This window comes from Limnohabitans sp. YIMB22184 (assembly GCF_048020265.1).
Taxonomy (GTDB): domain Bacteria; phylum Pseudomonadota; class Gammaproteobacteria; order Burkholderiales; family Burkholderiaceae_C; genus Limnohabitans_A.
Genome location: NZ_CP171843.1, coordinates 2,557,854 through 2,571,202 on the forward strand (window position 1 = coordinate 2,557,854; position 13,349 = coordinate 2,571,202).

7 protein-coding genes are annotated in these 13,349 nt (G+C 64.0%); 1 reads left to right on the forward strand and 6 read right to left on the reverse strand.

What is annotated here, in order from left to right; all coding sequences use genetic code 11:
* Positions 1 to 25: 25 nt before the first annotated feature.
* Entirely contained in the window at positions 26 to 400 is a 375-nt protein-coding gene (locus tag ACHEXL_RS11695) for a PaaI family thioesterase (RefSeq protein WP_416561350.1), read from the reverse strand.
* Positions 401 to 547: 147 nt separating this feature from the next.
* Positions 548 to 952 carry a MerR family transcriptional regulator gene (locus ACHEXL_RS11700; RefSeq protein ID WP_416559616.1) on the reverse strand — a complete coding sequence of 135 codons (405 nt, stop codon included), beginning with the start codon at positions 950 to 952 and terminating at the stop codon, positions 548 to 550.
* Between the two features lie 154 nt (positions 953 to 1,106).
* On the opposite strand from ACHEXL_RS11700, the gene ACHEXL_RS11705 reads away from it, so the two are divergent.
* Entirely contained in the window at positions 1,107 to 2,207 is a 1,101-nt protein-coding gene (locus ACHEXL_RS11705) for an MBL fold metallo-hydrolase (protein WP_416559617.1), read from the forward strand.
* A gap of 40 nt (positions 2,208 to 2,247) precedes the next feature.
* Here ACHEXL_RS11705 and ACHEXL_RS11710 read toward each other — a convergent pair whose 3' ends face one another.
* The 4 genes from ACHEXL_RS11710 to ACHEXL_RS11725 all read right to left on the reverse strand — a co-directional run bounded on the left by ACHEXL_RS11710 (position 2,248) and on the right by ACHEXL_RS11725 (position 13,344).
* Entirely contained in the window at positions 2,248 to 10,995 is an 8,748-nt protein-coding gene (locus tag ACHEXL_RS11710) for a GH36-type glycosyl hydrolase domain-containing protein (protein ID WP_416559618.1), read from the reverse strand.
* Positions 10,996 to 11,090: 95 nt separating this feature from the next.
* Positions 11,091 to 11,630: a hypothetical protein gene (locus tag ACHEXL_RS11715; protein WP_416559619.1), complete on the reverse strand. Its 540-nt coding sequence runs from the start codon at positions 11,628 to 11,630 to the stop codon at positions 11,091 to 11,093.
* Between the two features lie 92 nt (positions 11,631 to 11,722).
* Positions 11,723 to 12,577, reverse strand: coding sequence for a M48 family metallopeptidase (locus ACHEXL_RS11720; RefSeq protein ID WP_416559620.1), 855 nt, complete (start codon positions 12,575 to 12,577; stop codon positions 11,723 to 11,725).
* A gap of 17 nt (positions 12,578 to 12,594) precedes the next feature.
* Positions 12,595 to 13,344 (reverse strand): lysophospholipid acyltransferase family protein, encoded by a 750-nt coding sequence (locus ACHEXL_RS11725; RefSeq protein ID WP_416559621.1) that lies wholly within the window; start codon positions 13,342 to 13,344, stop codon positions 12,595 to 12,597.
* Between the last annotated feature and the right edge of the window lie 5 nt (positions 13,345 to 13,349).

The following is a 13,349-nucleotide window of genomic DNA, read 5'->3' on the forward strand; positions in this document are numbered from 1 at the left end:
AAATAACGGCGATCAGGACGCCGGCTCAGTAAGTTTGGGGCACTGGGGCCAGGGTTTGCTGCATCACAGCGCAAGGGGTGCTTTTGCCGTTGGCGTCGATGTGCACGACCTCGGCCGAGGTCACGATGACACGGCGACCGGCTTTGAGTACCTTGCCGGTGGCGCGGATTTCACCGCCTTGTAAGCTGTTGAGAAAATTGATTTTGAATTCGACCGTGACCACTTCCATGCCTTCGGGCGCCACCGTCAAGCCGGCATAACCGCCCGCAATATCCGCCAGTGCGCCAATGGCCCCGCCGTGGAAGCCGCCTTGCTGCTGTGTGGCCTTGTCGCTGTAGGGCAAGGCCAACTCCACCCGCCCCTCGGTGGCCGACAACAGCCGCACGCCCAAATGGTTCATCATGCCCTGGCGAGCCAGGCTGAGGGCGACACGTTCGTGGGCTGAAATGGGGGAGGTCACATGAAATCCAATGGTTTTGGCAAGCCGTGACTTTAATTGACGTTTACGTCAACGTCAATCAAAACCCAGCGTGATCGGTCCTGGCTTTCAAGCCGCGCCACTGGCCTTGTTGGCCTTGGTCAGCAAGCTGCGGGTTTCTTTTTCGTGGGTTTTCACTTCGTCCAACGTGGCCTGCAAGTCGGCCAGCTGAGATTCGAGCTGCTGGCGGTGCTCGGCCAACACCACCAGAAACTTCTTGAGTTGCGGCACCGTGTCGCGCGGGCTGTCGTACATGTCGATCAGGTCCTTGGCCTCGTTCAGCGACAGGCCCAGGCGCTTGGCGCGCAAGGTGAGCTTCAGGCGGGTGCGGTCGCGCGACGAGTAGACGCGGTTGCGCCCGCCCGGGCCGGAGCGCTCGGGCTCGAGCAGGCCCATGTCTTCGTAAAAGCGGATGGCGCGGGTGGTCAGGTCAAATTCCTGAGCCAGATCGCTGATCGTGAACGTGTTCGCCATGGCGTGGGGTCCTCACCGTCTTGCGCAAAGGGGACAGGCCTGCGAAAAGCCGCCCCCCTAGAATGCCAATTCATATTTGACGTTAACGTTAACGTCAATGGCCCGAATGCTAACCGAAACCACCCGACGCATGCCTCCCTTGCCCACAGACCGCATGATGCAAACGCCTCCCACCAGCGTCAGCTCCTTCGCGTTGGACTACCCCTTGGGCGAACAACTGCCGCCTTCAGGCACTGCCCTAGAAGTAGCCCCCGGTGTTTTCTGGCTGCGCATGGGCCTACCCTTTGCCCTGAACCACATCAACCTGTGGCTGCTGCGCGACCGTTTGCCCCACCCCACCCAGTCCGGCGTGATGCAAGAAGGCTGGACGGCGGTGGACTGCGGCATCGACAACCCCGCCACCCGCGAGACCTGGTTGCAGGTGGAGCAACAAGTGCTACAGAGCCTGCCTATTTTGCGCGTGCTGGTCACCCACATGCACCCGGACCACATGGGCCTGGCCCATTGGCTGTGCGAGCGCTGGCAAGCGCCACTGTGGATGAGCACCAGCGAATACCAGTCGGCCATGCTCGCCAGCCATGGCCTGTCCAACTTTGGGGGTGAGGCCACGGTGGCATTTTTTGCAGCGCACGGCTGGCACCAGGCCGAAGAGTTGGCGGTGGTGAAGTCGCGTGCGAACTACTACCCCAGCATGGTGCCCCTGATACCGCCGACTTATGTGCGGCTGATGGCCGGTATGCCAGTGACCATTGGCGAGCGGGTCTGGCAATGCATCAGCGGCTTTGGCCATTCGCCTGAACACATGGCCCTGCACGACGCGCAAAACCAGTTGCTGATCAGCGGCGATATGCTGCTGCCCTCGATTTCGACCAACATCAGCGTGTACGCGATGGAGCCCGACAGCAACCCGCTGCAGCTGTTTCTGGATTCGCTGGACAAGATGGTGCACCTGAGCGACGAAACACTGGTCTTGCCCTCGCACGGGCGACCATTCAGGGGCGCGTCGACCCGTATTGCACAACTGCGCACCCACCACCAAGAACGCCTGAGCGAATTGCTGGCCACCTGCACCGGACAAGCCCGGTGTGCGCATGAACTTTTGCCCGTGCTGTTCAAGCGCGCGCTGGATGTGCACCAGACCACCTTTGCCATGGGCGAAGCCGTGGCCCACCTGAACCTGCTGTGGCTGTCAGGCCAGCTGCAACGCCGCCGAGGTGCAGACGGCATAGAGCGCTTCAGCCGCCCAGCGGCGTGAAACGATCAAAGGCCAGGCCCAAGCCCAGCACGACCTGGCACTAGCCCGACCCCGACCCCGACCCCGACCCCGGCGCCGGCGCCGGCGCCGGCAACCGCATAGGCGCCTGAACGACCACCGTGTGCAACGCTCCGTCGTCTTGCAGTGGCAAGCGGGGCCCATCCTGGGGCAAGCCGTCCAGCACCACCCGCACCGCCAGGCCGTCCGCCACCTGCTGCACGTCGATGGCATACACCGTGTGCCCCCAGCGGTAGTCCAGCGCAAAGCCAGGCCAATCCGCAGGCAGGCAGGGCGCGAAGTGCAGCGACGCGCCTTGTCGCGTGACGCCCAGCAAAGACTCCAAGATCAGACGGTACATCCAGCTGGCCGAACCGGTGTACCAGCTCCAGCCACCACGCCCTTCGTGCGGCGTGACCGCATACACGTCGGCCGCCACCACATAGGGCTCCACCTGGTAGCGCGCCACTTGCTCGGGCGTGCGGCCGTGGTGCACCGGATTGATCAGGTCAAAGCACGCCCAGGCCCAGCGCGCATCGCCTTGCATGGCGAACGCCATCACGGCCCAGATGGCGGCGTGGGTGTACTGACCGCCGTTTTCCCGCACGCCTGGCAAATACCCTTTGATGTAACCCGGCTCCAGCGCCGAGCGGTCAAACGGCGGGGTCAGCAACTGAATCAGTCCCAGCTCAGGGCGCACCAGGCGTGTTTGTAACGCATGCAGGGCGCTGTGCTTGCGCGTGGCCTCACCGGCGCCTGACAACACGGCCCAGCTCTGGGTCACAGAATCGATCTGACATTCGTCGTTGCTGGCAGAGCCCAGTGGTGTGCCATCGTCGAAATAAGCGCGCCGATACCAGGCACCATCCCAGCCATGCTGATCGATCGCCTGGCGCAGCCGTTCGGCCTCGGCCAGGCACTCGTTGGCAAACGCTTCGTCGCCGAAAGCCTGCGCCAGCGGGCTGAATTTCTGCAGCGTATCGAACAGGAAAAAGGCCAGCCAAATGCTCTCGCCCTGGCCTTTGAAACCCACCAGGTTCATGCCGTCGTTCCAGTCGCCCGAGCCCATCAAGGGCAAACCGTGCACGCCTTTGCGCAGGCCATTTCGGATGGCGCGCACGCAGTGCTCGTAGAGCGAGGCGCGGTCCTCGCTCACGCTGGGCAGGTCGTAATACGAGTCTTCTTCGGGGTGGAGGGCACGACCTTCCAAAAAAGGCGCACTTTCCTGCAGCACTTGGGCGTCACCGGTCGCCAGCACATAACGGCAGGTGGCCTGAACCAGCCACAGGTAATCGTCCGAACATTGCGTGCGCACCCCCCGGCCTTGCGGCGGGTGCCACCAGTGCTGCACATCGCCCTCGCGGAACTGGCGCGCCGCGCAAAGCATCAAATGCGCCCTCAGCAACTGGGGCGCCGCATGGACCAAGGCCATGGTGTCCTGCAATTGATCGCGGAAACCAAAAGCGCCGCCCGATTGGTAAAAACCGGTGCGCGCCCACAAGCGGCACGCCAGCGTCTGGTACAGCAGCCAGCCATTGGCCAGCACATTGAGCGCGGCATCTGGCGTGCGCACCTGCACTCCGCCCACAGTCTGCTGCCAGTGGGCATGCACCGTTTGCAGTGCCGACGACACGGTGTGTGGCTCGCGCAGATTTTGCACCATCGCTCGGGCATCGTCCTTGCCGCGCCGCCCGGCCGAGCCCAGCCGGAAGACCAGCACACGATCCTGGCCATCGGCCAGCTCGAAAGGCACCTGCACCGCCGCGCAAGGGTCAAGCCCCGAACCCACGCGGTTAGACAAGGCCACCCGCTGCATGGCCGCCGGCTGGCGCAAGGAACCATTGCGCCCTAAAAACTCGCGCCGGTCGCCGGTCACGCTCACCCCGTGGGCAAGGGTGGCGCCGTCCGCATCGAAGAAAGCCGTGCGGTCGCCAAATTCTGGGTGGTAAGGGTTGCGCGCCAAAATCGCCCCACTCTGGGGATCGATCTCGGTGCTCACATGCATGGCTGACTTGGACGGCACATCGCCCAGCACCCATTCCACATAGCCGGTGGCCGAGAGTTTTCGGCTGCGCCCGGACAGGTTGCGCACCCGCAATTGAGAGAACTTGATCGCCGCCTCCACATCCACAAACACCGTGAGTTCGCTCTCGATGCCGTCTTGAGTGTGCTCGAACACGCTGTAGCCAAAGCCATGGCGCGTGACGTGCAGGCCATCACCGCCACACGGCAAGGCGGTCGGTGACCAGAAGGCGCCGGACAACTCGTCGCGCAGGTAAATCGCCTCACCCGGCGTATCGCTCACGGGGTCGTTGTGCCAGGGCGTGTAGCGAAACTCGTGCGCGTTTTCGCTCCAGGTGTAGGCGCTGCCACTTTCCGAGATGACGGTGCCAAACCGGGCATTGGCGATCACATTGACCCAGGGCAGCGGCGTGCCTTGCTGCACCACACCGGCCAGCACCGCACTGCGGATGACGTATTCGCGGCCATCGGCAGAAAAGCCCCCCAGACCATTGAAAAACTGCAAAGGCACCGCGTCATGCCTTACCACGGGGGCCGCGACGGCAAGCGCACCGCCTGAGACGGGCAAGAAGGGGCCGGGCATGGTGCGCGCCTGGCGGGCCAGGTGGCGGCTGGCCTGGTTGCGCAGCGTGCCCTCGGTGTCGGTGATGACGATGCGGGCCACGGCTTGGAACAAGGCCCGGTCTTCGGCCGGCATGTGTTCGGACGAGCGCACAAAAACACCGCCAGGCCGCTCGCTCAGGTTGGCCTTGGAGTCGGCCGCGATCAGGTCCATGATCTGCTCCTGCAAGGCTTGGCGGTAGCCGGCATGGTCTTCGTTCCAGATCACCAAATCGACCGCCAAACCCTTGAGGCGCCAGTAAGCCAGGGCCTGCACCAGCTGGCGCACCAGCTCGATGTTGTCCACGCTGCGAATTTGCAGCAGCACAATGGGCAAATCGCCCGACACCCCATAGCCCCACAAACCGGACTGGCCACGCCGGTTGTGCGCCAGCACCGTGGCCTGCGCGCGTTGCACCGGGTTGAGGTAAATCACCGAGCTGGCCAGCCGCTCGAACAGCTGCGCGTCAGCCTCGGACGCGTTGATTTGCTGCAGGTTGACCCAGGCGTGGGTGGTGGCCAAATCGAACACACGGTCGGCCAGGTGCACGTCGCGGTATTTGTCGACCAGATCCAGCGCTTGACTGCGGGACTCGGCCACGCCCGTCACCATGTCGACCTTCACGGTTTGCTGCGGCAGCAAGGTAATGCGCTGGCGGATGGCCACGATCGGGTCCAGCACCGGGCCTTGCGAATCGGTCAGCAACGCCCCAGCATGCATCGCTTGCGGATCGTCCAAAGAACGAGTGCGACCAATGAAGGCCATGCGGTCCGTTTCGAAGGACATGCTGGACGTCTCGGCCCCGTGCACCACCATCAGATGGAACAACCAGAGCGAGGGCTCGGACGCCGAGCGCGGACGGCGGTGGCAAAGAAGCGCCTGGCGCTCGCGCACGATCTCGGTCTGCACAAACAGCTTGCTGAAGGCCGGGTGCAAGGTGTCGCCCGCGCCGGGCGCCAGCACCACCTCGGCATAGCTGGTGATCTCGAGGGTGCGGCGGGTGCGGCTGCGGTTGGTGATGTGGGTGCGGCGCAGCTCGATGTCATCCTCGGGCGAAACCACCATTTCGGTGTGCGTCTCAAAACCGTGGTCACGCCGGCGGAACTCGGCGCGGCCTTCGGTGAAGATGGCTTCGTAGCTGTCGCTTTTTTGCAGTGTAGGCTGGTGCGTGGCCGACCAGAACTGGCCACTGCTCACATCGCGCAAATAGCAAAACGACCCCCAGTTGTCGCGCGTGGCGTCTTCGCGCCAGCGGGTAATGGCCAGGTCTTTCCAGCGGCTGTAACCAGCACCCGACTGACTCACCATGACGTGGTAGCGGCCATTGGACAACAGGTGCACCTCGGGCGTGGCATCGGGCTTGTGCAGCACGCGCAGCGGGCTGGTCTGGCCCAGGGTGCTGCTGCGCACATCGGGCAGCTCGGGCACGCGGGTGAAGAACACTGCGGCCTTCGGAATGCGCTCTTGCAGCAGCAGCGTGGTGGCCTGAAACTGGGGGTCGCTGACAAAACGTTTTTGCATCGGCTCGTCCAGCAGCACCGAAGTCAAGGCCAGCAAGCTCATGCCCTGGTGGTGCGCCATGTAAGAGCGCACCACGGCACCCGTTTGCCCACGGGGCAAGCGCGCCGGGGTATAGTCGATGGCTTCAAACAGGCCGCAAGCGCCCAGCAGGCCGTCCTGCACCAAGCGCTGCAAATTGCGGCAGGCGGCATCGGGCCGCACCATCAAGGCCAGCGCCGAGGCATAAGGGGCCACCACCAGGTCTTCGGTCAGGCCGCGTTTGAGGCCCAACCCAGGCACACCAAAGGCGCGGTACTGGTAGTTGAGCGCCGCGTCCACCGTGTTGTAGCCCGACTCTGAAATGCCCCAAGGCACGTCGTGTTGCTCGCCGTAATCGATTTGCGCCTGCACCACCGCCAGGCCTGTCTGTGCCAGCAAGGTGTTGGCATAGCTGGGCATGACCAGATTGGGCATCAGATACTCGAACATCGAGCCGCTCCAGGACAACAAAGCCGTGCTCTGCCCCGCGGTGGTCAGCAGCCGCCCTAGGGCGAACCAGTTGTCTTGAGGCACCGCGCCTTGGGCAATCGCCACAAAGCTGCACAAGCGCGCCTCGCTGGCCAACAAGTCGTAGTGGCCGCTGTCCAGGCGGTGTTCGTCCACGTTGTAACCCACGGCCATCAAGTGGCGTTGGGGGTTGTACAAAAAACTGTAATCGGCTTGCGCCAGCGCAGCGGCTTGCTGGGCCAACTGGTTGAGCTGCGCCATGCGCGCTTGCGCGGGGGCACTGCCCTCGTTGGCCAAGGCCCGCAAACTTGGGACATCCTGCCGCGCCCCCGGCGCCAGGCCGAGTGGCTGAAGCCACAAGAGATCGGCTTGCTGTTCACGGCACTGGGCGAGCAGCGCTTGCACCCAGGGATAGAGCAAGGCATCGGCCACCGCCTGGCTGTCCTGTAGGCGCAGCAAGCTGGCGCACAAAGCTTCGATGCTGGCCAGCGCTTGCAGCGCATCTTGCAGTGTGCAAGGCGGCACGGCGCAGACGGCCTCCACCCGGTCGGTCAAATGCGCCACCACCTGACGCAAAGGCGCATCGGCCTGCTGCGACAAAGCCTGCTGGAGATTGCCCAGCACATCGAGCAAGCCCTCAAACAGGCGCGCGTGCACGATGGGCTGATCGGCCAGCGCGAGCAAAGCCGGACGCAAGGTCAACAAGTGGCCTGCCAGATTGCCACTGTCCACCGACGACACATAGCGCGGCATGAGTGGCGCCAAGGTCAGCGTGTCGTACCAGTTGAAAAAATGGCCGGCGTGGCGCTCCAGACGCTGCATGCTTTGCAGACCGTGGTCGCAGCGCGCCAGCAAAGCCCCTGCGCTGATGTAGCCCAGGTCATGCGCCGACACATTGGCCAGCAGCGACAGACCCATATTGGTCGGCGAGGTGCGGTGGGCCAGCACCGCCACAGGGTGCTCTTGGTAGTTGTCGGGCGGCAGCCAGTGGTCTTGTGCGGTCACGTACTGTTCGAAAAACACCCAGGTACGCCGGGCCAGACGGCGCAGGAATTGGGTTTGGTTGGGGCTGAGTCGCTCACGGCGCGGGGGCAAGGGCCGGCTGATCCACCAGGCCAGCAGTGGCGCAGCGCACCACCACATCAGCACCGGCCAGGCCAGCGCCAGCGTGGCCGGCTGCAGAACCCAGAGCGTCAGCCCCGTGGCCCAGGCCAGCAAAGGGGCCGATGCCATTTGCCAGATGCTGCGCAGCAGGTCGCGCCAGCCGCCGGGCGGGCAGCGCGCTGCCTGGGCGCTTTCCGTCTCTTGCAGGGTGTCGGTGGCCTGCCACTCCAGCAAACGGCGGCGCGTGAGCAGCAAACGCACATGGGTGCGGGCCATCGCACTCAGGCTGTACCAGGCTTCGTGTGGCAGCAGCGCCAGCGCCAGGGCGGCCTGTGCCAGGTGCTCCCACAACACTTGCAGCACACTGCGCACATGCAAGCGCCAAGGCAGTTCAGCCGGTTTGCGCACCAGGCCCACGGCACTGGTGAGCGCTGGCACCAGCAGCAGGCTCAGCACACCCAGCGTCAAAAGCCCTGGCTGCGCCAACTGCGTCCAGCCCAGCAGCAGCAAAACCAGCAGGCTCAGGGCCACCAGGCTGCGGCGCAGGTTGTCCAGGATTTTCCATTGCGACAGCAGACTGAGCGGGTTTTTCAAACGCCGCCCGCTCGGGCCCGGCACCCGCGAAAACAACCACGACGCGATTTGCCAGTCCCCACGTATCCAGCGCATGCGGCGTTTGACGTCGCTGTCGTAGCGGGCCGGGTAATCGTCGTAGAGCTGCACATCGCTGATCAAACCCGAACGGACATAACAGCCTTCCAGCAGGTCGTGGCTGAGGATGCGGTTTTCCGGAAAACGCTGGTGCAATGCGGCCTCAAAGGCGTCCACATCGTAAATGCCTTTGCCGATGAACGAGCCCTCTTGAAACAGATCCTGGTACACATCCGACACAGCACGGGTGTACGGGTCGACCCCCGCCTCGCTGCCCATCAGCCGTGCATAGCGCGAGCGGTTGGTGCTTTGCAGGCTCACCGCCATGCGTGGCTGCAAGATGCCATAGCCCGACTTGACGCAACGGCTGACCGGGTCGAGCCGCGGCTGGTTCAGCGGATGGGCCAAGGTGGCCGCCAGCTTGCGCGCGGTGTCACGTTGCAACTGGGTGTCGGTGTCCAGCGTGATCACGTAACGCACCTGCTGCAAGGGCGCCGTATGGCCCACCACTTTCAAAAAGCCGGCATCGGCTTGGCCGCGCAGCAAAGCATTCAGCGCACCAAGCTTGCCGCGCTTGCGTTCATAACCCATCCACATCCGCTCTTGCGGGTTCCACAGGCGCGGGCGGTGGAACAGGAAAAATGTGTCTTGCCCCACCCCAGGGTATTGCCGGTTGAGCGCGTCGATGCCTTCACTGGCCAGCGCCAGCAAGGCGGCATCGCCTTCGCAGTGCTCGGTGGGCGCATCGGCCCAGTCGGTCAGCAGACCAAAGTGCAGGTGCGGGTCCTGGTTAGCCAAAAAGCGCACCTCCAGCGCTTCGACCAACGCGTGCACGCCGGCCGGGCTGGTCAGCATGCTGGGCACCACCACCAAGGTGCGCGCCTCAGGCACCATGCCGGCAGAAAAGTCCAGGCGCGGCAACACCTTCGGCCTGACCCACTGGCACACGGCCCAGTTCACCAGCGTCACAGCCAGTTGGCTGGTGGCCAGCAAGGCGGCCACCCCCATCACCAACCACTGCCAACGTGTCAGACCTTGCCCCCGTGCAGCCGGCAGCAGCACCGCACTGGCCAGCACCGTCAACCAAGCGATGGCGCCCAAGTACAGCGGCACAGGCACCGTGCGGGCCCAGCGTTGCAGCAACACCTGCCAGCCGTACTGCACCTGTGCGGCGCGCTCCAAAAGTGTCCGTCCGTCACCCACCAGGTAATAGCCCACATGGTCCATGGCGTCAGGCGTCGAAGCGGCCGGGTTGATCGGCTGCGCCTGGTGGATGCGGACCGATTGGCGCGCCAGCTGCACGGCATGGCGCGCCACCTCGGATTCGGTCAGAGCACTGTGGCGGGCGATGCGCTCGACCACGTGGCGGTAGCTATCGCGTGTGCCGAAATCCATGCGTGCATACACGCCTGCGGGGTCTTCGCGCAGTTGACGCTCCACACCGCTCATGGCTTCGACAAAGTCGCGCCAGTCTGTGGCACTGAGCAGGCGCAGGCTGGCGATGCTGTTGCTGATGCACACCTGGTTGATCGCTTGGCCCTGGGTTTCAAAATGCACCATCTGCTCGATCGTCTGGTCCACCTCCGACAGGCGCTGCGCAATCCAGCTCAAGGGCAAGGCCAGGGCAGTGCTGTGACCTTGCAAACGACGTGCCAACTCGGCCACAAAGGTATGCCCCAGCGTGGGGGTGTCGCGTGCCATGTCCGAGATCACCAGGATCAGACTTTTCGGGTCGTGTTCGGCCACCTGCAGCATCTGCTCGGCCCACACGCTGGCGCGGTTACGCTCGACCATGCTTTGCGCCTCACGCACCCCGATGCGGCGCAGGTTTTCGATCAACGCCAGACGCAGCATGATGGGAATGGCCCACAGCTCGCCCAGTGTCAACTCGGACACGCACTGGTAAGCCGCGACGAAGCGGGTCAGGTTTTCGGGATCGATGCGCCCGTCACCGTGGGCGATCACCTCCAGCGCAATGTCATAGACCCGCGCCAAGCCCCGGGATGGACCATTGGCCAACACCGGCAGCGCACGGCCATAGCGTTTAGACAAGTGGGCGCGCGCGGTGAAGATCTGCTCTTCAATCAGGTAAAAGTTGTCCAGCAGCCACTCGCTGGCCGGCGTGATGCGCCTGTTCAAACCCACCGACTCCAGCAACTGGGTACACGCCGATTGCAGCATCTCCTCGTTGTCTTCCAGGCGCAGCAGCAAGGTGTCGTGACCCGACTCGGCACTCAGGTGGTGCGTTTGTGCCAGGGTCTTGCCATGGCGCGCCATCTGCTCGGCACTGAACAGCTCGGCGCGCAAGGGCACATCCACAGCGCTCAGGCGCGGCGGGTTAGCTCGAAACACATGGGGCGGCAGGGCGCGCAGCAAAGCCGCACGCAAAGACTGGAGGCGTTGCATCGATCGGACATTCTTTTGGGACTGTGGGCCAGCTTAGGTGGACACCCTGGCTCCGGTCTGCGCGCCAGACCACGCTGGCCCTTGCGGACACGCCATCAAAGGCTGGCACAGCCCCTGCGCCAAGCTTCATCCTGGTAACTGCCCACAGCCGACTGGATGATGTCGATGGCCACGCTGGTTTGCTGCTCGGTGCGGGTGGTCACCATCAACACCACCTGCCCGCTCTGGATGGCATCGGCCACCAAATCGGCCAGCTTGCCGTCTGGCTTGTTGAAACAAATGGCGCCCGCCACCGTCCCCACGCCAGCGCCCAAGCTGGCCCGCCAGCCCATCATGGCCAGCGGCGCAATCAAGGGGCTCGCCACAAACAAGGTCACGCTGTGGGTGGCGAGCGCCACGTCACCTGCATCGCCTATGCCGGACCCGATGGCAGCCCCTGCGCCAGGGTTGATGCGGGTGTTCTTCAGAACCGATGGGCTGTGGGTCGATGCCGCCGTTTGCAAGTCCTGCGGGTCTTGGACATAGAGCGCCAGCTGCTGCGTCGGAATGCCGCGGTGAACCAATTCGGCCAGCGCCGACTCGGCCTCTTCCTGCTTGACAAAAAAGCCGGACACACAGTGCTGGTAAGGGGTCATGTTCTCTCCTGCGCAAACGCCACGCCTGCGTGAAGAGCCACTTTAAAAAATGCGTCTGCTGCGGGCTGTTCGCTGGAACACCCAAGGCCGCCTCAATCCTCTTTCAGGTCCACCGGCGCCTGGCGCAAGGCTTGGCGGCGCTGGACGTAGTCGGGCATGACCTCGCCCACGGTTTCCCAAAAGCGCGGGCTGTGGTTCATCTCGCGCAAGTGCGCCAGCTCATGCACCACCACATAATCGATCTGGCTGATGGGCAGGTGGATGAGCCGCCAGTTCAGGCGAATGTGGCCGTCGGTGCGGGCGCTGCCCCAGCGCGTGCTGGCGCTCGACAGGCTGAGCTTTTGCCAGCGCACGCCCAACAGCGGCGCAAAGTGGTGCAGACGCTCTTCAAACAAGACCTTGGCCTGCTTTTTCAGCCACACCTGGGCCGCGTCGCGCACCTGGGCCACGCTGGCGCCCGGTGGCACCGTCACCGGCAACAACTGGTCCGCGGGAACGTCCTGACCCCGCACCCGGCCCACGCCGCGCTCGAGCACACACAGCTGCACCGTGCGGCCCAAAAATGGCACCTCGGCCCCGTGGCGCCACTCAATGGCTTTTTGAAACTGTTCGGTCTGCCGCTCTTTGAACTGCTGCAACTTGGCCACGATCCAGCTGGCTTTCTCCTGCACGGCGGCGTCCACCTCGCGCAGCGTCACCCAGTTGGGTGCACGCACCACCAGCCCATCGGGCCCCACCAAAAAGCCGATGCTTTTGCGGCGTGAACGCTCAAAACGATAAGACACCGCCACGCCCTGCAGCTGCGCATGGCGGTTGGCCGCAGGGTGCGTGAAGCCGGCAGCGGCCTGTGGCAGGGCTTTGGGTGCTGCAGGGGGCTTGACAGGGTCCGGCGGCAGTGGATCACCCCCGGTGAAGAGGTCCAGCACAAACTGCACAGGCGTGCGCATGTCTGGCCCGGTGTGGATCAGTGACCGGCTGGCGCCGGGTAGGCCTCGGGGTCGAGGCGGTGCATTTCGGCCTCGATCCAGGTCTCGACTTCGAGCATGAGCTCGTCTGCGCTACGTCCTTCACTGGGAATGGCGCGACCAATCGAGATGTCGACCACGCCTGGCTTTTTGACGAAAGCGCGTGTGGGCCAGCAGCGCGCCGAAGTGACGGCAATTGGGATCACCGGCACGCCAGCTGCGATAGCCAAACGCGCGCCGCCGCTTTTGTACTCACCCTTTTGGCCACGCGGGATGCGCGTGCCTTCGGGGAACATGATGACCCAAACGCCTTCTTCCATCAGGCGACGGCCTTGCTGCACCACCTTGGCAAAAGCGCGTGAGCGCTGCTTGCGGTCGATGTGGATCATGTCCAGACGGCCCATGGCCCAGCCGAAAAACGGCACGCTCAGCAACTCTTTTTTGAACACATAGGCCAGCGGGTGCGGCATGATCGCGGGCATCACAAAGGTCTCCCAGGTGGACTGGTGTTTGACCAGCAACACAGCCGGGTCGCGGGTGCCCAAAGGCAGGTTCTCCATGCCCTGGATGCGGTTTTCAATGCCCAAAATCCGGGTGCCGCTGTTCACCGCCAGGCGCAGCCAGCCCACGCAAATCCAGTACAGGCGGGTGCTGCTGACGAAGTAGGAAATCGCCACCACAAACAAGGCCCATGGGATAACGGTGATGGCCATCCACAGCAGATGGGCAAAAGAGCGGATGAAGTTCATAAAAG

What these genes read in the sequence shown, in the direction of transcription:
- ACHEXL_RS11695 (WP_416561350.1), bottom strand. Translation starts at nt 400, where the DNA reads ATGAACCATTTGGGCGTGCGGCTGTTGTCGGCCACCGAGGGGCGGGTG.
- ACHEXL_RS11700 (WP_416559616.1), bottom strand. Translation starts at nt 952, where the DNA reads ATGGCGAACACGTTCACGATCAGCGATCTGGCTCAGGAATTTGACCTG.
- ACHEXL_RS11705 (WP_416559617.1), top strand. Translation starts at nt 1,107, where the DNA reads ATGATGCAAACGCCTCCCACCAGCGTCAGCTCCTTCGCGTTGGACTAC.
- ACHEXL_RS11710 (WP_416559618.1), bottom strand. Translation starts at nt 10,995, where the DNA reads ATGCAACGCCTCCAGTCTTTGCGTGCGGCTTTGCTGCGCGCCCTGCCG.
- ACHEXL_RS11715 (WP_416559619.1), bottom strand. Translation starts at nt 11,630, where the DNA reads ATGACCCCTTACCAGCACTGTGTGTCCGGCTTTTTTGTCAAGCAGGAA.
- ACHEXL_RS11720 (WP_416559620.1), bottom strand. Translation starts at nt 12,577, where the DNA reads ATGCGCACGCCTGTGCAGTTTGTGCTGGACCTCTTCACCGGGGGTGAT.
- ACHEXL_RS11725 (WP_416559621.1), bottom strand. Translation starts at nt 13,344, where the DNA reads ATGAACTTCATCCGCTCTTTTGCCCATCTGCTGTGGATGGCCATCACC.